We start from the raw sequence: 20,863 nt of genomic DNA, 5'->3' as shown, positions 1-20,863 counted from the left end.
CATAGTAGGATTCTTATGGAAATGGGGGCCACCATGCAGCGCATATTCGCATCCCAGGCGACCCTCCATAAGCTCGAGATCTTCTGCATGGTCTGCCAGATGCAGAGCGTGACGCGCGTCGCCGAGCGCATGGGCGTTGCCCAGCCCGTGGTGACGGCACATCTGCGTTTCCTCGAAGACAAGCTCGGGGTTCGCCTTTTCGTCCGCCAGGGCAGGCGGATTGCCCTCACGGAAGCCGGCGAGCGGGTTCTCAAATGGGCGAACGAGGTGGTGACGCGAACGCGCGAGCTGGAACGCGAACTCTCGGCCGCGACGGACACGGCAGTCGGCAGCGTGGTGGTTGCGGCGTCGATGACGGTCGCCTCCTATGTGCTCCCGCGCCTGTTCGCCCTGTTTCGCGAAAGCAATCCGCACGGCGAGATCGCCCTGCAGATATCCAATCCGAGGGCCGTCACCGATTCGGTGCGCGAAGGCTCGTGCGACTTCGCGCTTTGCATCCTGGATCCGCGGCACGATGTCGACGGGCTGAATGTCGAACGAATCTGGGAGGAACAGCTCGTGCTGGTCGCCGCGCCGGATTCGACGCTGATCGGCGACGCCGCCGACATCCAAACGCTTGCGAATCTTCCCTTCATCACCTCGCCCCGCAACCAGGTGCGGCGCGAGCTCGAGGACGACGCGCTTCGTGCCTACGGTATCGTCCGCAACAGGATCGTGCTCGAGTTCGGCCACCCGGAAGCCATGAAGCAGGCCGTGCGCAATCATGCGGGAGTCGCATTCGTTCTGGAAACGTCGGTGCGCGACGAACTCAAACGGGGGCTGCTGCGCAAGGTCGAGACACCCGATCTCAACCTTCCCGTGCCGATGTTCCTGGTTCATCGCCGCGGCAAGACGTTTTCGGCGCTTCAGGCTCGCCTGCTGAATTTCGTCCGCGACGCTGCCATCGACGGCATCCCGGCATAGGAGCCAAATGTCATCTCCGTTTGCGGATCGGGGAAGGATTGCGCTCCGGCGAAGGCCATGGTGCGCAGCCCTGAAAAGTCGAGCGCTGCTAAATTATCAAAATATGATAATTAATCTCCGTAAGCATTGTCTTTCCCAGAACGGAGCATTCGATGAGCCTCACAGCGGTTCGCGCCGGAGCGTATCTGCATCATCTCGCCTTCGAAAGTTCCGACCCGGAGCGGCTTGCCGGTTTCTATCGTGACGCGATGGATATGGATGCCGAGCGGTACGCAAAGGATGAATGGCGCTGCCAGGGTCCCGACCGGCGCGTGATCGTCAAAAATGGCGCGGACAGGCAACTCGCCTACGCCGGGCTGGCGTGCCGCGACAAGGAAGGGCTTGAGGAACTCAAGGCGCGCGCCGTGGCCGAAGGATTGTCAGTTCTTGAAAGTCCGTCGCCCTATTTTCTCGACGGCGCCTTCGCGGTGCGTGACCCGGACAGCCACCTGATCTGTTTTGGCCTTGCCCGGCCCGACACCGTTAAGCGCAACGGACTGCGCGGTCCGACCCAGCATCTTACCTTCGCATCGTTCGACGTCGAAGCCTTCGCTGCGTTCTACCATGACAAGCTCGGCTTTGCCCTGTCCGACCGTGTCGTCCACGAGGATGGCACGCTCGCGACGTGCTTCGTGCGATCGAACCACGAGCATCACACCATCGCCTGCTTCAAATCGAACCGCCGCGGCGTCGACCACCACTCCTATGAAGCCGGGGAATGGGACACGATCCGCGACTGGTGCGATCGCTTCGGGGAGCGGCGGATTCCCCTGATGTGGGGGCCAGGGCGGCATGGCCCCGGCAACAACCTCTTCATCTTCATCGAGGACCCGGACGGCAACTGGATCGAAGTGTCGGCCGAGATGGAGGTCGTCCACGATCGGCCCGTCAAGGACTGGCCGCAGGAGCCGCGCACGCTCAACCTGTGGGGCAAGGCGATCCTGCGTTCCTGATCCACTCTCCTTCGAAGGACATATCCATGAAACTCGTAAGCTTCACGCGCCGCGGTTCGCCCGGCTTTGGCGCACTCGTCGATGGCGGCCTGGTCGACCTGACTTCGAGGGCCGCGCCTCATGTCACGACGATCCGGCAGGCGCTCCTCGGCGGTCATCTCGATTTTCTGGATCGCTACGCCGAAGACCGGCAAGCGGAGATGACGCTTGCCGATGTCGCCTTGCTGCCGGTGATACCGGACCCCGCCAAGATCCTGTGCGTCGGCCTCAACTACGAGACGCATCGGGCCGAGACCAAGCGCCCGGACGCCAGATATCCCACCATCTTCACACGCTTTGCCGATACACAGATCGCCCATGGCCAGCCGATCCTGAAACCCCGCGTCTCCGACGCCCTCGATTTCGAAGCCGAGCTTGCCGTCGTCATCGGCCGAGGCGGACGCTATGTTTCCGAGGACCAGGCGATGGCCCACGTCGCCGGTTATGCCTGCTACAACGATGCCACCGTTCGCGACTGGCAGCGGCATACCCATCAGTTCATACCGGGCAAGAATTTTCCCGCGACGGGTGCGTTCGGGCCGGCGCTCGTCACGGCGGACGAAATCGACGACTACACCACGCTTTCCATCACCGGCCGGCTCAACGGCGAAGTCATGCAGCAGGCGAGCCTCGCGGATCTGATCTTCCCGATACCCCGCCTCATTGCTTACTGCTCCAGCTTCACGCCGCTGGAGCCTGGCGACGTGATCATCACAGGGACTCCCGGCGGCGTTGGCGACCGCAGGGAGCCGCCGCTGTTCATGAAGGCCGGCGACGTCTTCGAAGTGGATATCCCCGGCATCGGCAGGCTGGTCAACTCCATCGGCGTCGAGGAATAGGCGTCGTGAACCGACGACTGGAACTCGCGAGATGAGCGAGGTGCTCGACGTTTTGATCGTCGGAGCCGGGCCGACCGGCCTGACGCTGGCCAATCTGCTCGGCGGCATGGGCCTGACGATCGCGCTCGTCGAACGGAACACGGCGACCGTCGACGAACCTCGTGCGGTGTCCATCGACGATGAGTCGATGCGCACCATGCAGGCCATCGGCCTTGCGGAAGCATTCGCTGGGATCGCCGCTCGCGGCTACGGTTCGCGCTATCTGTCGCCTGGCGGCCGGCAGTTCGCTTCTGTCGAACCGGCATCGACGGAATACGGTTTCGACAAGCGCACCGGCTTCCAGCAGCCGGAACTCGAGGCGCTGCTGCGCGACGGCCTGTCCCGCTATACGAATGTCAGGCAATATTTTTCCACGACCTTGGCTTCCTTCACACAGGACGACGACCAGGTGATCGCCCGAGTGGATCGTGTTGAAGGTGGCGAGCGCACCATCCGCGCCCGCTATATGGTGGCCTGCGACGGAGGGCGATCCTCGGTACGCAAGGCACTCGGCATCGAAATGGCCGGATCGAGCTTTTCCGAGCGCTGGCTGATCGTCGACCTCGTCCGTACCGCCAACAGGGTCAGGCATACCGAGGTCTACTGCGATCCGAAGCGCCCATGCATCTCGCTGCCGGGGCCGAACGGCATCCGCCGCTACGAATTCATGCTGTTTGACGGCGAAGACGAGGCAAGCTGCACCGATGAGGCTTTCGTCCGCACGCTTCTTGCGGATGTCGGTCCCGACCGCGACGCCGCATTCCGCCGTGTCCGCGTCTATGCATTCCATGCCAGGCTGGCGGAGCGTTGGCGCGAGCGGCGCGTGCTGCTCGCCGGCGACGCCGCCCATCTCACCCCGCCCTTCGCCGGACAGGGCATGAACAGCGGGCTGCGCGATGCGCACAATCTGGCCTGGAAGCTCGCCGAGGTCGTCGCAGGGGCCGACGCCGACACTCTTCTCGACAGCTACGAGATCGAGCGCCGGCCACATGCATGGGCGATGATCGAGTTGGCGCTGCGCATGGGGCGCATCATGATGCCTACCTCCGCGATCAGGGCGGCATTGACGCGCACCGGCTTCCGGCTTCTGAGCCTCTATCCGCCGGCACGGGATTATGTGGCGCAGATGCGTTACAAGCCCAGGCCCCGCTTTGGAGCGGGCCTGATATGGCCCGACAGCCGCGCCCCGGCGGCGGCCATGGTTGGGCGACTGTTGCCGCAGCCCATCGTCGAAGACGAGAACCGGCTTCGCTTTCTGCTCGACGCTGCCTTGCCGGATCGTCCCGTCGTCCTGGTTTATTCGCAGTATCCGGATCGCGCCCTCGACAGTGCCACCGCGAATGGGCTCCGGGAAGCCGGTGCCTCCATCGTCGGCATCACGCCCGAATGGCTCAATCCACAGTCATCATCCTTCCCGGTCTACCGCGACGTGACGAACCTGTTCGGTTCGGGCTTAATGCGGCCCTGCCTCGAACACGCGCTGCTTCTGCGCAGGGATCGCTACACGGCCGCGGTGGTGCCCCTCGCAACGGCGGAGAGACTCTCAGGCATGATCCACAAGATAACCGCGCCGCGGAACGACAAGGCGTGACGACGAACGGAATGGATATGGTGCGGAACGACCGGCCTGCGGCCATCTGGACAAGGCGTGGAACAGTTCGATGTCGGGGATGAAGCGGTATTCCGATGTGCTGCGCCTTTTCAGCGAGACCAGAAGCAGTTGGACGATCGCGGATATCGCATCGGAGCTCGCGATTCCGCAAAGCACCATCTATCGCACAGTCCGCGATCTCAGCGGAGACGGCTTCCTGGAACTCGCGACCGACGGACGTTGCCGGCTGGGACCGTCCTTCATCGAGTTCGACCGTCTCATCCGCATGACGGATCCTCTGCTCAGGGCCGGCGAGCCCTTGCTCGCCGAGTTGGCGGAACAGGCCGGCATCGCCTGTGTGACGGTGCTTGCCCGCCTCTACGGCACCACGGTCATGTGCGTCGCCGACGCTTCGACGCAAGAGAGGTCGGTTCACACGAGCTATGAGCGGGGACGGCCGAGGCCGCTGACGCGAGGCGCGACGTCCAAGGCGATTCTTGCGCAACTACCTGCCCGGCGACTCGTCAGGCTGCTCGACATAGAGATTCGTTCCGGCCATATCCGATCCGATGAGCTGCCCGGACTGCGCGACGAATTGGCGCTGATCAGGAAGCGTGGCTACACCATCACGCGCGCCGAAGTCGACGCCGGACTGGTCGGCATCGCAGTACCGGTCTCGTCTCCGCGCCAGGCTCTGGTCGCTAGCTTGAGCATTGTCGTTGAGAATTCCTCGTTCAGTGATGCGACGAGGACTGCCCTGATTTCGCTTCTTGGAGCCACGGCAAAACGTCTGGGTGAAGACACTTCGTTTCAAGCGGCTTTGGCGCCCACCATCGGATCCTTCGATTAACGGCGAGATCACGGCCGACCAGAATGCAATAGCCGGCTGCAGTTCGACGATCCACCGTCGGGTCGTGCACTTCTCACCGCGGTTGGAGGGGCGCCTCCCCCAAATCACTTTCGACTCATCAAAGCCGGTCAATGCTTTAGAAATAAGCCTCGGCGAGCTTCCTGTCATGCTGCAAGGCCAACAACGAGGCCCTGTCGCCCTCCAGCACTATGGCGCCTTGGCGCATCACATAGCCATAGTCGGCGATCCGCAATCCAAGCGCTGCCACCTGCTCCGTCAGCAGGATCGTGGTGTTCTGCTGGCGGTTCGCCTCGACGATGAACTCGAACGCCTGCTGGACAATGACCGGCGCGAGGCCGAGCGACGGCTCGTCCAGCAGCAGGCAGTCGGGCGAGCGGATCATCGCGCTCGATATGATAAGCATCTGTTGCTGTCCGCCGCTGAGCAGCGCCGATGGAATGTGGCGCTTCTCGCCCAGGATCGGGAAATGGCCGTAGGCAAGGTCGCGCATCGCCGCGAACGGTTCGCGGCGACGGCCGAAGCTCCATGCCACCTGAAGGTTCTCCTCGACGCTGAGATCGCGGAACAGGCGTCGCCCCTCCAGCACGCAGGCGAGTCCGAGGCTCGCGCGGCGATCCGGTGGCAGGCCGGTCAGCTCATGCCCGTTCATCGTGATCGTGCCGGTCGACGGCACCAGCCCGACGATGGCCCGGATAACGGACGATTTGCCGGCGCCGTTGGCGCCGAAGATGGCAGTGATGCGTCCCGGCGAGGCGATGATCGACACCTTGCGGACGGCGTGCACCGCGCCATAGGAGACGCCCAGATCCCGAACCTCAAGCATGGGTGTCCTGAAAGTTCCCCAGATAGCATTCGGCGACGCGGTCGTCCTGGCGCATCCCCTCCATGGTTCCGCGATAGATATCGTTGCCGGAATCGAGGACGACGACGGAACCGGCGAGCGTTGCCAGGAAATCCATGTGGTGATCGACGATAAGCACTGCCACGCCCCGGTCCCGCAGCATCCGGATGATGCTCCCGAGACGGTCGATCTCGACTTCGGAAAGTCCGGCGGCTGGCTCATCGAGGAGCACGACGTCCGGATCGACCATCAGAGCGCGCGCCACCTCCACCAGGCGGCGATAGCCGTAGGGCAGTGTCTCTAGCACGTGCTCGGCCACCCCGGTCAGGTCCATCAACGCGATGACGGCGCGGGCGCGTTCGATCGCTTCGCGCTCGTCACCATTGGTCCTGCCGAGGCCCGTCATTGCTTCGACGACTCCGTATCGGCTTGCGAGATGGCCGCCCAGCAGCACGTTTTCAAGCACGGTGAAGCGGCCGACCAGCCGCGGATCCTGGAATGTCCGGACCATGCCCTGCTTGGCAATCGCATCGCTGGACAGTCCCCCGATGCTACGGCCCTTGAGCATGATGTCTCCGGCAGACGGAGCGTAGACACCCGTCAGCACATTGACCATCGTGCTCTTGCCGGAGCCGTTAGGCCCGACCAGCGCGACCACCTCGCCGCTGCGGAGGTCCATGGAGAAATCCGCTACGGCCGTCAGCCCCGCGAAATCGCGTCGCACGTTGCGCCATGTCAGCACTGTCTCGCCAGGCGTGCGCTCGGCGATGACCGCGCCGGATGCGACCGATGTGCTGCCTTTGATCCGCGCGTCGATGAAGCGCGGCGGCTGCAGCAGCAACCCGGCCAGTCCCTTTGGCATGACGACGAAGATCGCCACCAGCACGACGCCGTAGATGATGAACTTGTAGTCGTTGAAGGCTTCGAGCTGCAGCGGCAGCCAGGTCAGCGCCACGGCTCCCAGAACCTGGCCTGCGAGCGAGCCGAGACCGCCGATCACCGACATGACCAGTATCTCGATTGAGCGATGCAGCTCGAAACTCTCCGGCCCGATATAGCTGACGAGATGGCCGTAAAGCCCGCCCGCGAGGCCCGCCAGTCCGGCGCTCAGCACATAGGCCTGCCGCTTTATCGCTTCGCTGCCGATTCCGATGCTGCGAGCCGCCGGCTCCGATTCGTGCACGGCGAAATAGGCGCGGCCGAAGCGGCTGCGCGTGAAGCGGCTGAGGGCATAGACCGTGGCCGCGCCGATGACGATCAGCAGGCGCAGATAGTCGTCGGTCGTCACCCTTTGGCCGAAGACCTCCAGATTGCGCAGTTGCGGCGAGGGGATGCCCGTCACGCCCATGACGCCGCCGGTGATCCACTCGAACTCCCGGATGATCTCGACGAAGATCATGCCGAACGCCAGCGTCATCATGGCGAGATAGAACTCGCGCACCCGCCCCGCGGGAATGGACAGCAACACGCCAACGCCTGCGGCGAGCACGGTTCCCGCCGGGATGGACAGCCACAGCGGCAGAAGCCCCGCTTTGACGGTCAGCACCGAGGTGTAGGCGGCGATCCCCATGAACGCCGCCTGGCCCAGCGAGATCTGCCCGACCATGCCGGTGAGCAGGTTGATGGATGCCGCCAGCAGCATGTTTACGATGGCGAAGGAGACCATCTGGCGCGCGGCCTCGGACATGTGCGGCGCAGCGATCCACAGGACGACGCAGATCGCGCCCACCGCGTAGGCATTGCAGAAGATCGTGCTGAGCAGTTGCCGGAGCGCATTCATAGCTTCACCAGCTCCGGGCGGCCAAGCAGGCCGTGCGGGCGAAATGCAAGAACGATCATCAGCAGCGCCAGCGAGAGGCCGTGTCCCGCGGCCGCTGAAACGAAGCCGCCGACCAGTTGTTCGATCACGCCGATCAGCAGGCCGCCGACCAGGGCACCCCAATTGCTGCCGAAGCCGCCGATGACGCCCGCGACGAAGCCCGAGATCAGCAGGCTGAAGCCGAAAGCGGGATCGACGGTGCCGATGATCTGCGCCGTCAGGATGCCGGCGATGCCGGCCAGTGCGCCCGACAGCGCGAACGAGATCGTCACGACCCGCGCCACAGGGATGCCAAAGACGCTGGCCAGCTCGCGATCCTGCGCGACGGCGCGCACCACGCTGCCCCATACGGTGCGCTTCAGCAGCAGGTCCAGGGCAATGATCGTGGTGATGGAGAAGGCCAGGATCACCAGGTATTGCGCGCCGATCCGGAGGCCGAAGACGTTGACGAAGGTCGTGGCGCTGAGCACCACGTCGGGAAAGGCGACAGCTTGTGCTCCGAGGTATTTCGAAACGATGCCCTGGATGCAGATGCCGAAGCCGAGCGTCGAGACGGCCCAGCCCATGCTGCCGGATATACGCAGCGCCGGACGCACGCTGATGCGCTCGGCCAGGATCATCGCCATCGCGGATAAGGAGATGCCCAGAAGGCCGGCCAGCCACGGCACGCCCGACTGCGCCAGGAAGGCGGTGCCCATCGTCGACAGCATCAGCACGGCGCCTTGGCCGAAATTGACGGTCTTCGTGGTCCAGAATGTCAGGTTGAGCGTGATCGCGATCAGCGCGTAGATCGAGCCCACGCTGAGGCCCGCGATCACCAGCGTAAGGACGAACGTCACCAACTATACCCTATGGAAAGGAGGGGCGTATGGGCACAGGGCCGCAGCTTTGCGGCCCTGGCGCATCATCGGGTTCGATGTGGTCAGCTCAGGACTTCCAGCCCGATGCCGCCGCCCTTCTTGATGACGCGCAGCATGGAGAGCGCGTCTGGCTGGATGCCATGGTGCTGCTGGGCGGTGAAGGAATAGACGGCGTTAACGCCGGGCAGGTCCTTCAGCCCCTCGATCGCGGCAATCACCTTCGCCGGCTCGGTCGAGGCCGCAGCCTTGATGCCCTCGAACAGGACGTTGGCGCCGTCGAAGGCGGGGATGACGATCAGCGACATCTGCAGCTGCGGACGCTCCGGGTCCGGACCCCAGTAGCGGTCGGTGCCGTATTTCTTCTTGTACTCCTCGATGAAGTGCGTCACCGCTGGGCGTGGGTTGTCCTGCACCAGCACCGAGACCATCGGTGCGATTGTGCCGACTGCGGTCTCGCCCGCGCCTTCGAAGTAGGGCAGCGACAGGCCGCCGGCGCTGGTCACCAGCGGCAGCTCGAGGCCCAGCCGGAGCATCGAGCGGCGGATGTTCACGAGGTCGGTGCCGAGGCCAACGACCAGCAGCGCCTCGACGTCGGCGCGCTGGATGCGCACCAACTGGGCCGTCACATCGGTCGCACGCTGGTTGTAGGCCTCAGCGGTGATCTCGACATCGCCATTGGCTGCCTTGATGACGCTGGAGAGGGTATCGCGGCCCGAGACGCCATAAGCGGTGCTCTCGTGCATCAGCCCGATCTTCTTGTAGGACTTCGCGATGTAGGCGCCGAGCACCTTGGCTTCGACCGGGCTAAGAATGCCGAAGGTGAACACGTTGGCGCGCGGCGGCTTGTCGATGCCGTCGGGATAGGTCGCCGGCGTGGCTTGCGCCAGTGCGTTGACATAGGGCCGCCCGTCGGCGGTCACCATATCGATCACGGCCATCGTCGCACCGCTGCCTGCGGGGCCGAGGATGCCGACGAGCGTGGGGTCGTCGAGCAGGCGGCGCATGTTCTGCGCGGCGCGGTCGGGAACCATCTGGTCGTCGAGCGCCGTGACGATCTCGATCTTCTTGCCGTTGATGCCCCCGGCGGCGTTCCACAGCTCGATCGCGAGGTCGAAGCCGCGTTTGCAGCCTTCGCCGAATTCGTTGTAGGGGCCGGTAAGTGCGGTCGTGAGACCCAGCCGGATGGTGTCGGCGCTTTGCGCCCGGGCCGCCGTGATCCGCCCCGGAAGGAGGGTCGCGAGGCCCGCGGCAGTCGCGGACAGCATAAGGTTGCGGCGTGATACGGTCGTCATTCAGGTCCTCCCACCTTGGTTCGACGTTCCAGTCCGTGTCGACAGGGCGACCTTGTTTCACAGACATTATTACCAATGAGTATTGCAGCATTCTGATGCGTATCGCAAGCTCGAATCCTCGTCTTCTGGGCTTGATCGCACCGCCGGACCAGATAGAATATTTTTGTACCACACGGTAGGAAGCGCCGGATGATGACACTTTCGGCAAATATCGCCCGCTTCGTGGCGAGGCTCGATCACTCCACCATCCCCGCATCCGCCAATGAGAGGTTGCGGGCCTGCGTTGTTAATGGCTTCGGCATCGCGTTGGCCGGACTTGACACGCCCTACTGGAGCGTGGCCGCGAGGGCCGCTTTCGATGTCGAGGGGGAGGTAGAGAAGGGCGCAACGGTTCTCGGGGACGGTCGGCGAACCGCGCTGGTCGGCGCATTATCGGCAAACGGGGCGCTGTTTCATGGCCGTGCGCAGGAGGACACCTGCGGCACCGCGCATGTGGGCGCAGTCGTTATCCCGATGCTGACGTCCCTGGTCGAGATCAAAGGATATCCGATGGACCGCTTCCTGCCGGCGCTTCTTGCGGGCTACGAAATCGCCGGTCTGCTCGATGGTGCCTACGGCTCGACGACAGCGCCGATGGGGCTGCGGGCATCCATTCTCTACGGAACAATTGGCGCGGCGGTCGCCGCCGGCCGACTGATGGGGCTCGACGAGGACCGTATGGCGGCGGCGATCGCCAATGCTGCCTCGTTCACGGGCGGAACGCTGCAATCGTTCAACGACGGGACGGACGAGTGGCGCTATCAGGTCGGCATAGCCGCCGCCACCGGCCTTCGCGCCGCGATGCTCGCGGCGGCCGGTTCCGTATCGGCCCCAAATGCGATCGAGGGCAAGGCTGGCTTCGTGCACGCCTTCGCGCGGCATGGTTGCGATGTCGAGGCACTAGCAAGCTCGCTGGGTCGCCACTGGGCGATCGAAAGGGTGACGTTCAAACCCTATCCCGTCTGCGCCTTCAACCAGACACCCGTCGAGGCGGCACTGGCGATGCGCTCGAAACTTGCCGGCCAGGCGCCGCAATCCGTGACGGTACGGATGAATGCCTATGAGACAGGCTACCCTGGAATGCTCGAATACGGTCCCTTCGCCACCGTTTCGGGTACGTTGATGAGCGTCCCCTTCTGCATCGCCACAACGCTGTTGTACGGGGCGCCAGACATGCGCCGGATGACGACCTACGACGACGAGGCCGTGGCGCTACTGTCGAGCAAGATAGAGGTGGTGACCGATCCATGTGTGGCCAACCTCTCGACCATCATCGAGGTCAAGACAACGTCCGGAGAGACATTGCGGCATGATCAGATCATGACTGCCGCCGACTATGCCTATGGCCGCGATGCTGCCGCCGGAATGGTTCGCCGCCTCGGCGCCGAGCAGGGCCTGCCGTCATCGATCTACGATCGGCTCGAGGCCTTCGCCGACGACCTTCCGAGCGCCGACATCGCCAATGTCATCGATCTCTTCAACCCGCGCACCCGGCATGCTGCAAGCTGACTGAGCCGCATTCGGTCCGGCACGTGACGGCGGAAGGCGGTTTGCCCCGGCAGGTGTCGATCAGCCGCCGCCCTTTACGACCCGGAGCACATAGACGAGCATCTGCTCGCGAATCTGGTCATTGGTCAGGCGGCCGCCTTCCCGATACCAGGCAAACGCGTAGCTGAGCATGCCTGCGATCACCAGGCTGCACATGGACAGGTCATCGAACTCGAACAGGCCGTCCTTTTTGCCCCGGGTCAGGATCTCCTGGAGCTTTTTGTCGATCTGCTTGCGCAGGATGGCGATCCGCTCCGCATCGGCCTGCGGCAGGTGGATCTGCTCGCGGAAATAGATCGCCACGTGGTGGTGCTGGGCCAGCACCACGTCGGTGAACTCCCTGACGAACAGGCAGAGTTGTTCGCTCGCGATGACCTTCTGGGATGCCGCCATTTTTGCCACCGCCAGGGCGTCCTGGTTGGCTCGCTCGCAAATCTCGATGAGGAGATCGATCTTGCTCTTGAAGTGGGAGTAGATAAAGGGTTTGGTCGCGCCCACCCGCTCGGCGATGGCGTCGACCGTTGTCTGCATGTAGCCGCGCTCGAAGAAGAGATCCGCGGCTTCCTTCAGGATGCGTTCTTTCTTGATCCCGGCAAGCTCGTCCCAGAGCGTTTCACCGGCGGCGGCCTTGCGAGCGCGGGCCATGTTCTGTCACCTTTCCAGGAATGCTGTCGGTATCTTTCCACCCGGCGGGCTGCATCTGTCGTTGCATCGACAGGGCTTCACCAAGCTAGGTAACAGATTCTGCTTCAGCAGTATGAAATTATTCTGATGGGTTTCACACCCCTTCCTTGCCTCTGGATGGCAGTCCTCGGCGGGTGGAGCGCCTCTTCCAGGTGCTTTCTGGACCATCCTTCACGGTCGCACAAGAAGACACAGGTCTAGCCGATAAACGAACCGCCGGCCGTACCGCCTATGCGGCGTTTTTCACGACCGGTCGCCGACGATGCAGGACGTCCCGCGCCAGCGAGATCGCCTGGGCGACGAGGGAGCAGGAGATCCGCGGCGACGCAATGTGATCGGCGGGCGCTTGCATAACCCGCGCAGCATGATACTGATTGGTATTATAATGCAACCAGCGCGTTTCTCGATGAGATTGCTCGGTAAGAAACTTGATCTGCAGAAGCGCGGGAAGGCCGATGTCTCGATCGCCGATGCCGCGCGTGCAATGTACGAGAAGATGTTGCGCATTCGTGGCTTCAAACTCCACGTCCAGCAGATGTTCGAGGATCGCACCCTGTGTGGAAGCACCCATTCGGCGGTCGGGCAGGAAGCCATTGCTGCCGGCGCCGCGTTCGACCGTGGCGACGCGGTGTTCAGCCATCATCGCGGTCACGGTCACCTCATCGCGATGGGCAGGTCGCTGAAGCGGATGTTCGCGGAACTGTGCGGACGGTCGGACGGATATTGCGGCTCCGGTGGCTCGATGCACATGGCCGATCCGACGAGGAAGACGTCATGACGACGTTCAACGGAGAGGTCGCCGTCGTCACGGGCGGCGCGAGTGGTATCGGCTTCGGCTGTTCCGATCGCCTGGCGCAAGCCGGCGCAAAGGTCGTCGTCGCCGACTTCGACACTGAGGCCGGCCAGCGCGCGGCCGAGAAGATCGGCGGTGTTTTCATCGAGATCGACGTGACGGACGAAGCCTCGATCGATCGCTGTGCGCGGCAGGCCGAAGCGGAAATCGGGCCTGTCTCGATGCTGGTCACGAGCGCCGGCATTCTGCAGCCGCCCCAGGATCCCTACGCTCTGCCCGTCGAGCTTTGGGATCGCGTCATCAGCACCCATCTGCGTGGTACCTATCTGAGCTGCCGCGCCTTTGCACGTCCGATGATCGAGCGCCGCAATGGGCGAATCGTCACCATCGCGTCGGTCGCCGCGATCCTGTCGACGCCGCTGCACGCATACGGTCCGGCGAAGGCGGCTGTCGTGTCGCTGACCGAATCGCTGGCGACGCGATGGGGGCGCAGCGGCGTGCGGGTCAACGCGATCTCTCCCGGCATCACCAACACGCCGGCGCTCGCGGACGCCGTCAGCCGCAATGAACGAAACGTCTCCGCCTTCGTCGAGGCGACGCCGCTCGGTCGGCTGATCGAGCCCGTAGAGATCGCCAACGCCGCCCTGTTCCTCCTGTCGGACGCCGCCAGCGCCATCACCGGAACCAACCTCGTGGTCGACGGCGGCTGGATCGGCGCCGGCACCTGGCACACCTACGGCGGCATTCCCGATGCGCGCCCTGCCGGATCGGCGCGGGGCGACCGCGATCCCGTCACAAACGTCCAACCAGGCGGATCCAGATCCAGATGACCATCGACACCAAGCCGTCGGCCTCTTCGAGCACTTCACGCTCCTTTGCAACGAACCTGTCGCAGGAACGCATCGTCCTGGGGATCGCGATCTTCCTGTTCGTCGTCTTCGGTATCACCCTGCCTGGGTTCCTCGATCCGCAGAACATCATATCGCTGATCCAGAGCGTATCGATCCTGGGCATCCTCGGAATCGGGATGGCCATCACGATCATCGGACGCAACATCGACCTGACGGTGATCTCCGTCATGGCGATGTCGACGGCCTGGGTACTCTACATGATCGGTAACGGGACGCCGGTCTTGACCGCCCTGCTGCTCGGCTATCTCTTCGTCGTGGCCGTGGGGATCATCATCGGCCTGCTGGTGGCCTATGCCGAGATACCGGCCATCTTCGCCACGCTGGCGATGATCACCGCCGTCTACGGCTTCTCGCGCGTCGCGCTCGTCGATCTCGACCTGGCGTTCCTGCCGGAGAGCGCCTCGTGGATGCGGGGCTTTGGCGGCGGCTATGTTCTGGGTATTCCCGTCCCCGTTCTGGCCTTTGCCGGCGTGGCGCTTATCGTCCATCTTTTCCTGAAATACACCAAGCTCGGAACCTTCGTGCGGATGGGCGGCGACAATCCGCTCAGGGCGCGCATCGCCGGCGTGCCGACCCGCCCGATGATCGTCTTCCAGTACGTGCTCTCGGCCTCGATCGCGTTCTTCGCCGGCCTTCTGCTCGCGACGCTGGTTGCAACCATGAACACCCGCATCGTCAATTCAACGATGGTCTATGACGTAATTCTCGTCGTGGTGCTCGGCGGCGTCGTTCTAAGCGGCGGCCGCGGAGGAGTAACAAATGTAATTGTTGGAACAATATTGATTGGAATACTTCTGAATGGAATGACGATTATGAATGTTTCCTATTCCATTCAGAATTTGATCAAGGGTGTAATGCTACTGACTGCCATTGTTGTAGATACTTATCTCAATCCACGAGACGAACAGACATCTCAGCAGGGCGATATCTAGCCCGACAACAGGAGGAAAACATGAGAGGACTTGCAGCCTGTGCGATCGCCGCGGCGATCGGACTTTCCAGCGCGGCGTTCGCCGAGCCCTACGACGACGGCACGTCCAAGGCGTTCTACGAGTCGTTCGCCGGCAAGAAGGTGGTGATGATCCCCTATTCGATGGGCGAGCCGATCGGAGCGGGAATTGCCACGGGCCTCCAGCGTCTCGCCGACGAGCGGGGCTTTAGCTTCAGCGTCCGCGATCCCAACTGGAGCATCGATCAGGGCGTCCAGGCGATCAGCCAGCTGATCAACGAGAAGCCCGATGTACTGGTGGTCCAGAACATCGACATGCAGGGCTACGCCCGCGCCATCAAGCAGGCTGAGGATGCGGGTATCCGCGTCGTGCAGATCAACGTCAAGTCGATCGCCAAGTCCACCGGCCATATCGGCGTGGACTGGTACTGGAACGCCTACCGCACGGCCGAGGCGATCGTCGCCAAGTGCAGCCCGAAGAACGGCGGCAACGGCAAGATCGCGATCCTTCAGGGCACGCCCAACAACCCGACGAACTTCATCGGCATGAAAGCCTTCAAGGACGTCATGGAGGCCAATCCCGACATGGTCGTGGTGTCGGACCAGGCCGCGGACTGGGACCCAAGCAAGGCCCATTCGGTCGTGGCGACCGTCCTGCGTCAGAACCCCGACCTGTGCGGCTATTTCGGCTTCTGGGACGGCCAGGATTCCGGCCTCGCCGCCGCCGTCCGCGAGGCCGGCCTGACCGGCAAGGTCTTCGTGGCCTCGCAAGGCGGCGCCGAGCGCTCGGCCTGCGACATGGTGGCGAACGGTAGCTATGACTACTACCGCGCATACAACGTCCGCGAGTTGTCGAAGGTCATGAACGCCGGGGTCTCGGTGATCCTGCAGACGCCGGCCGACGAGACCGTGCGCCCGTTCTCGCTCTATTCGGAATCGCGCGCCATCACGAAGGACAACATGACCGGCAGTTCCTGCTGGTCGATGGACGAGATCAAGGCCGGTCTCTGATTTCTTGTGCTTCGCTCCCGGGACCCTGACGAGTCCCGGGAGCCCTGATGGGATTGCGAAATGACCGCTGGCGAAATCTACGCGAAGTATCGGTACAGGCTTCTCCCGGATCACATCCTTGGCGAACTGCTGTCGAAGAACTGGATCGACAACGCGATTCCGGTCTTCATTCTTGCGCTTGTCCTGATCGTGTTCGGCAACACGATCGACGGCTTCTGGAGCCTGGCGTCCTTCGCCACCATGCTGCGCCAGATGGCCGAACTGCTGTTTGTCGTGCTCGGTATGACGGTGGTGATTCTTGGCGGCGGCGTCGACCTGAGCGTCGGCGCGGTCTTCGCGCTCGCCAATTTCGTCGCGCTCTATCTGATCAACTATCTGGGGCTGCCGGTCTATGTCGTCGTCGCGGCAGTGCTGGCGGTGGGGGCCGTCTGCGGCCTCGTCAATGGGATCCTGATCGGCTACCTCAAGCTGCGCGCTTTCCTGACGACGCTCGCGACACTCATCATCCTGGCCTCCGGCGTGCAGATCCTGATATTCAACTACGGGACCGACGCCGTGATGGGCTTGCCGGAATCCCCCGTATGGGATCTGTTCGCGGTGGGCAGCATCGCGGGCATTCCCGCCAACCTGTGCATCGCGCTCGTCGTGTCGCTGGCGCTGCATATATTCCTCACGCGCATGCGCACCGGCTGGCACATCACCGCCGTCGGCGGCTCGCGCCGTTCGGCGCACAATGTCGGCATCGACGTGCGCAGGACCGTCTGCCTGACCTATGTCATCTCGGGCATGTTCGCGGCCTTCGCCGGCATGCTCTACGCCGCGCGGCTGAACAGTGCCGGCGCGGAGGTCGGCACCGGCCTGGAGCTTACAGTCCTCACCGCCGCTTTGCTGGGCGGCAATTCGCTGGGCGGTGGGCGAGGTTCGGTCGCCAAGGCCCTGCTCGGCACGCTCATCGTCGTCATTCTGACGAACAGCCTGCTCAGGTTGCAGATGCCGGGCGGCTTCAGCTCGCTCCTGTTGGCGATAGCCCTGCTGGTCGCGGTTGCGACCGACATTCGCTGGCTAAAGAACCGCCACAAGCTCCTGTCCAAGGTCTATGTATCGCCGACCTACTACGCCCCTCCCGAAGCGGCGTCGACGGACCGCGGCTCCGGCTCGCCCTACGAGATCAACGATCTTCTCGCTGTCGCCGAACCCATCGGCCTGGACCAGGTCGACGGCGCGGAGGATCTGGCCTTCGACGCCGATGACAACATCTATTGCGGCAGCCGCCATGGCGACATCCTCCGCTTCATGGCGCCCGACTACAGTGCACCGGAGCTTTTCGTGCATATCGGCGGGCATCCGCTCGGCCTTCATTTCGACGGCAACGGCCACCTGCATGCCTGCGTCAGCGGCATGGGCCTCTACAAGGTGCTGCCCGACCGCACGGTGGTGAAGCTTGCCGACGAAACCAACCGAAGCCTGTTCTCGATCATCGACGACAGTCGCATGCGGTTCGCCGACGACATGGACTTCGCGCCCGACGGCAAGATCTATTTCAGCGAGGCGACGATCCGTTACGACCAAGCCGACTGGGCGACGGACTCCCTCGAAGGACGCGGCAACGGCCGCATCCTCTGCTACGACCCGAAGACCGGAAAGACACGAACGGTCCTGCCGAAGCGCATGCTGCCCAACGGCATCTGCATGACCGGCGACGGTGAATCGCTGTTCTTCGCCGAGACGTGGGCGTGCCGGGTGTCGCGCTTCTGGTTCGCCGGGCCGAAGAAGGGCACCGTCGTGACCATCATGGATGACATGCCCGGCTATCCGGACAACATCCGGCGCTCGTCCGACGGCCATTTCTGGGTAGCCATGTTCGGCATGCGCACGCCCGCGCTCGACCTTGCGATGCGGATGCCCGGCTTTCGCCGCCGCATGGCGCACCGTGTCGCCTTCGAGGAGTGGATCTACCCGAACCTGAACACCGGTGGCGTGGTGAAGTTCGACATCGACGGCAAGATCCTGCAGTCGCTGTGGGACAGCAACGGCGAGCGGCATCCGATGGTGACGTCGATCCGCGAGCACAAGGGCTATCTCTATCTGGCCGGCGCATTCCACAACCGTATCGGACGGCTGCCGTTGCCCGATGCCGACCAGGCCTTCAACGATCGCACGCTCTATTTCGGAGACCGGTCATGATCTCGGCTCTCAGGCAAGCCTGGCACGGGCTGTGGGGAAGTGGCGAGTTTTCGGTCACGGTGCCGATCATGGACGGCGCTCTGCGGCCCAACAATGCGCTGGATACCGCCGAGACGCTGCTACTTGCTCCAGACGTGGACAATCTCGCCAGCCATGCCGGCAAGCTCTACTTCACGCAGGGGCGGCAGTTGATGTCGCTCGGCGCGGCGAAAGCTGGACAGGCCGTGGTGGAGGAACTGGCTACCGATATCGCGGCGCTGGCGGTCTCCCGGGACGGCGAGGTCGTCGTGGCGCTTGATGACGGAAGCACCCTGACGAGAGGAGCCGTCCATTCGGGAGAATGGACAAGGCTCGACTTCCAGGGAGCGCCCGCTCACGTGACGGCGATGGCGTTCGGCCCGACAGGCGATCTCTACCTCTGCGTAGGATCCCGGGTGCATCGAGCCTCGCAGTGGAAGCACGACCTGATGAGGCTCGGCGCGAGCGGCTCGGTGTGGGTCCTGCGCAAGGGCGATCGCGTCCCGGCAAGGATTGCCGACGGACTGGCGTATCCCTCGGGGATCGGCTTCCTCGCAGACGGACGGCCACTCGTCTCCGAGGCATGGAAGCATCGGCTGGTCGGTCTCGACGACAGTGGGCATCCCGCACCGGTGCTGGCGGATCTGCCCGGCTATCCCGGCCGTATCCTGTCGACGGACGACAGCGCACACTGGCTTTGCCTATTCGCCCCGCGGAGCCAGATGATCGAGTTCGTGCTGCGCGAGCGTGCGTATCGCGAGCGGATGGTCGACACGATCGACGAACGGTTCTGGATGGCGCCGACGCTCAGGGCCGGCAGGAACTTCAAGGAACCGGTCCAGGGCGGAGGCATACGCCATCTGGGCATCCAGAAGCCTTGGGGGCCGACGCGCTCCTCCGGGCTCATCGTCCGGATCGAAGGCCGTAACCGCATCGCGGCGAGCCTTCACAGCCGCTCGGACGGCAATCGCCACGGCATGACGAGCATCGCCGACTGGAACGGCCGGCTTGTCGCATCGAGCCGGGGAGACGGGGCGCTGGTCGTAATGCCCGGCACAGGGAGGAAGCAGTGAACGTCGCACCTGTCGTGGAGATGACCTCCATATCCAAGGAGTATCGGGGCGTGCCAGCGCTCCGCGATGTCGGCATAACCCTCAACCCCGGCGAGATCCACGCCGTTCTCGGCGAGAACGGCGCCGGCAAGTCGACGCTGATGAAGATTATGGCGGGCGTCGTCGCCCGCAGCGCGGGCACGATGCGGCTTGATGGGCGCGAGGTGACGTTCAACAGCCCGGCCGAGGCGCTGGACGGCGGCGTCGTGATGGTCTTCCAGGAGACGAGCCTCGTTCCCTCGATGTCTGTCGCCCAGAACATCTATCTGGGCGACGAGAAGCTCTTCAACCGGCTGCGCGGCCTGTATATCGCCGCGCAGCAGTTCCTGCAGTCGCTCAACTTCAGCGTCGATCCCTGGGCGATGGTCTCCACGCTCGGTGCCGCCAAGAAGCAGATGGTGGAGATCGCGCGCGCCGTCCGTCACAATGCCAAGGTCATCATTTTCGACGAGCCGACGGCGTCGCTGACGCCGGAAGAGAAGGGCCACTTCTTCTCGCTGCTCCAGCGCCTGAAGAAGTCGGGCGTCTCCATCGTCTTCATCTCGCATGCGCTGGAGGAGGCGCTTTCGGTGTCCGACCGGATAACGATCCTCCGGGACGGCGAACTCGTCTCCTCCGGACCCACCTCGTCCTACGACCGCGATTCGATCATCCGTGCGATGGTCGGCCGCGCCCTGTCGAACGAACTCTACTCCAAAGAGCAGAGGACGCTACGGCCGGCGGGCGAACGCATCCTCAGTGTCCAGAACCTGTCGATGGGCGCGATGGTCAGGAACAACAGCTTCTCGATCTACGCCGGCCAGGTGACCGGCGTATTCGGGCTTATCGGATCGGGCCGCACCGAGACGGCGAAGGTCATTGCCGGCGTCCAGAAGCGCAACTACTTCCACGGCGGCGAGGTCAAATACCGCGACGCCTATGTCAGCTACCGTGTGCCCCGCCCGGCCGTACGCGACGGCATCGTCTACGTCACCGAAGACCGGAAGCTAGAGGGTTTCTTCGAAACGATGTCGATTTCGGAGAACATCTATTCGAGCCTGCTGGCCTCGGGTCTCAAGACCTCTTCGATCATCCGCGGGAAGGATGCACGCGAGATCGCCGCCGACTGGACGAGGAAGCTGAACATCCGCGCCATCAATGGCGACACGCGCGTGATCGAGTTGTCCGGCGGCAACCAGCAGAAGGTCGTCATCGCCTCGGGCCTCGTGCAGGAGCCGAAGCTCGTGATCTTCGACGAGCCGACGCGCGGCGTCGATGTCGGCGCCATCGCCGAGATTCACGAGATAATCGGCGGCCTCGCCGACAGCGGCCTCGCCGTGCTGGTCATCTCCTCCTATCTGCCGGAGATCATGAACATCTCGGATCGCATCCTGGTCTCGCGACTGGGCCGCATCGTCGAGGAATTCACGCCCGGCGAGACCACCGAGGAGCAGATCATGTACGCGTCGGTTCACTGAAGAGGCTTGGC

Annotated in this window: 18 protein-coding genes; 13 read left to right on the top strand and 5 right to left on the bottom strand. The window is 63.6% G+C overall.

What is annotated here, in order from left to right:
- Window positions 1–33 precede the first annotated feature (33 nt).
- From ACSBOB_RS03625 to ACSBOB_RS03605, 5 genes are all read left to right on the top strand, one after another.
- The gene (locus ACSBOB_RS03625; RefSeq protein WP_442581105.1) at window positions 34–963 is read left to right on the top strand and encodes a LysR family transcriptional regulator; all 930 of its coding nucleotides are present in this window, start codon (window positions 34–36) and stop codon (window positions 961–963) included.
- A 152-nt stretch (window positions 964–1,115) separates the two neighbouring features.
- The gene (locus ACSBOB_RS03620) at window positions 1,116–1,955 is read left to right on the top strand and encodes a VOC family protein (RefSeq protein WP_442581104.1); all 840 of its coding nucleotides are present in this window, start codon (window positions 1,116–1,118) and stop codon (window positions 1,953–1,955) included.
- 26 nt (window positions 1,956–1,981) lie between these two features.
- Window positions 1,982–2,833: a fumarylacetoacetate hydrolase family protein gene (locus tag ACSBOB_RS03615; protein WP_442581103.1), complete on the top strand. Its 852-nt coding sequence runs from the start codon at window positions 1,982–1,984 to the stop codon at window positions 2,831–2,833.
- Between the two features lie 31 nt (window positions 2,834–2,864).
- On the top strand, window positions 2,865–4,463 hold the full coding sequence (locus ACSBOB_RS03610; protein ID WP_442581102.1) for a bifunctional 3-(3-hydroxy-phenyl)propionate/3-hydroxycinnamic acid hydroxylase: 1,599 nt from the start codon (window positions 2,865–2,867) through the stop codon (window positions 4,461–4,463).
- 70 nt (window positions 4,464–4,533) lie between these two features.
- Complete coding sequence (locus ACSBOB_RS03605; RefSeq protein WP_442581101.1) at window positions 4,534–5,313, top strand: IclR family transcriptional regulator; 780 nt, start codon at window positions 4,534–4,536, stop codon at window positions 5,311–5,313.
- A gap of 136 nt (window positions 5,314–5,449) precedes the next feature.
- On the opposite strand, the gene ACSBOB_RS03600 is transcribed toward ACSBOB_RS03605, so the two are convergent.
- The 4 genes from ACSBOB_RS03600 to ACSBOB_RS03585 form a co-directional block, all read right to left on the bottom strand.
- Complete coding sequence (locus ACSBOB_RS03600; protein ID WP_442581100.1) at window positions 5,450–6,157, bottom strand: ABC transporter ATP-binding protein; 708 nt, start codon at window positions 6,155–6,157, stop codon at window positions 5,450–5,452.
- Window positions 6,150–7,955 carry a branched-chain amino acid ABC transporter ATP-binding protein/permease gene (locus ACSBOB_RS03595; protein WP_442581099.1) on the bottom strand — a complete coding sequence of 602 codons (1,806 nt, stop codon included), beginning with the start codon at window positions 7,953–7,955 and terminating at the stop codon, window positions 6,150–6,152. The genes ACSBOB_RS03600 and ACSBOB_RS03595 overlap by 8 nt, the downstream gene beginning before the upstream one ends.
- Window positions 7,952–8,833, bottom strand: coding sequence for a branched-chain amino acid ABC transporter permease (locus ACSBOB_RS03590; RefSeq protein WP_442581098.1), 882 nt, complete (start codon window positions 8,831–8,833; stop codon window positions 7,952–7,954). The genes ACSBOB_RS03595 and ACSBOB_RS03590 overlap by 4 nt, the downstream gene beginning before the upstream one ends.
- A gap of 83 nt (window positions 8,834–8,916) precedes the next feature.
- Window positions 8,917–10,146, bottom strand: coding sequence for an ABC transporter substrate-binding protein (locus ACSBOB_RS03585; RefSeq protein ID WP_442581097.1), 1,230 nt, complete (start codon window positions 10,144–10,146; stop codon window positions 8,917–8,919).
- 189 nt (window positions 10,147–10,335) lie between these two features.
- Between ACSBOB_RS03585 and ACSBOB_RS03580 the strand changes: the two genes are divergently transcribed.
- On the top strand, window positions 10,336–11,694 hold the full coding sequence (locus ACSBOB_RS03580) for an MmgE/PrpD family protein (protein WP_442581096.1): 1,359 nt from the start codon (window positions 10,336–10,338) through the stop codon (window positions 11,692–11,694).
- 60 nt (window positions 11,695–11,754) lie between these two features.
- On the opposite strand, the gene ACSBOB_RS03575 is transcribed toward ACSBOB_RS03580, so the two are convergent.
- Complete coding sequence (locus tag ACSBOB_RS03575; RefSeq protein ID WP_442581095.1) at window positions 11,755–12,378, bottom strand: TetR/AcrR family transcriptional regulator; 624 nt, start codon at window positions 12,376–12,378, stop codon at window positions 11,755–11,757.
- 301 nt (window positions 12,379–12,679) lie between these two features.
- Between ACSBOB_RS03575 and ACSBOB_RS03570 the strand changes: the two genes are divergently transcribed.
- The 7 genes from ACSBOB_RS03570 to ACSBOB_RS03540 are packed head-to-tail and all read left to right on the top strand — an operon-like array spanning window position 12,680 to window position 20,852.
- Window positions 12,680–13,195 carry a thiamine pyrophosphate-dependent enzyme gene (locus ACSBOB_RS03570; protein ID WP_442581094.1) on the top strand — a complete coding sequence of 172 codons (516 nt, stop codon included), beginning with the start codon at window positions 12,680–12,682 and terminating at the stop codon, window positions 13,193–13,195.
- Window positions 13,192–14,040 carry an SDR family NAD(P)-dependent oxidoreductase gene (locus tag ACSBOB_RS03565; protein ID WP_442581093.1) on the top strand — a complete coding sequence of 283 codons (849 nt, stop codon included), beginning with the start codon at window positions 13,192–13,194 and terminating at the stop codon, window positions 14,038–14,040. Before ACSBOB_RS03570 ends, ACSBOB_RS03565 begins: the two co-directional genes overlap by 4 nt.
- The gene (locus ACSBOB_RS03560) at window positions 14,037–15,053 is read left to right on the top strand and encodes an ABC transporter permease (protein ID WP_442581092.1); all 1,017 of its coding nucleotides are present in this window, start codon (window positions 14,037–14,039) and stop codon (window positions 15,051–15,053) included. The genes ACSBOB_RS03565 and ACSBOB_RS03560 overlap by 4 nt, the downstream gene beginning before the upstream one ends.
- A 20-nt stretch (window positions 15,054–15,073) precedes the next feature.
- On the top strand, window positions 15,074–16,081 hold the full coding sequence (locus ACSBOB_RS03555) for a sugar ABC transporter substrate-binding protein (protein WP_442581091.1): 1,008 nt from the start codon (window positions 15,074–15,076) through the stop codon (window positions 16,079–16,081).
- A 60-nt stretch (window positions 16,082–16,141) separates the two neighbouring features.
- Window positions 16,142–18,265, top strand: a complete 2,124-nt coding sequence (locus ACSBOB_RS03550; protein WP_442581090.1) for an ABC transporter permease — start codon at window positions 16,142–16,144, stop codon at window positions 18,263–18,265.
- A complete protein-coding gene (locus ACSBOB_RS03545) occupies window positions 18,262–19,356 on the top strand; it encodes a hypothetical protein (RefSeq protein ID WP_442581089.1) in 1,095 nt (364 codons plus the stop codon). Before ACSBOB_RS03550 ends, ACSBOB_RS03545 begins: the two co-directional genes overlap by 4 nt.
- Window positions 19,357–19,376: 20 nt before the next feature.
- The gene (locus ACSBOB_RS03540; protein ID WP_442583626.1) at window positions 19,377–20,852 is read left to right on the top strand and encodes a sugar ABC transporter ATP-binding protein; all 1,476 of its coding nucleotides are present in this window, start codon (window positions 19,377–19,379) and stop codon (window positions 20,850–20,852) included.
- Window positions 20,853–20,863: the final 11 nt, after the last annotated feature.

Source organism: Mesorhizobium sp. KACC 23794, assembly GCF_052180275.1.
Taxonomy (GTDB): Bacteria; Pseudomonadota; Alphaproteobacteria; order Rhizobiales; family Rhizobiaceae; genus Kumtagia.
This window is presented reverse-complemented; position numbering and strand designations above follow the sequence as displayed.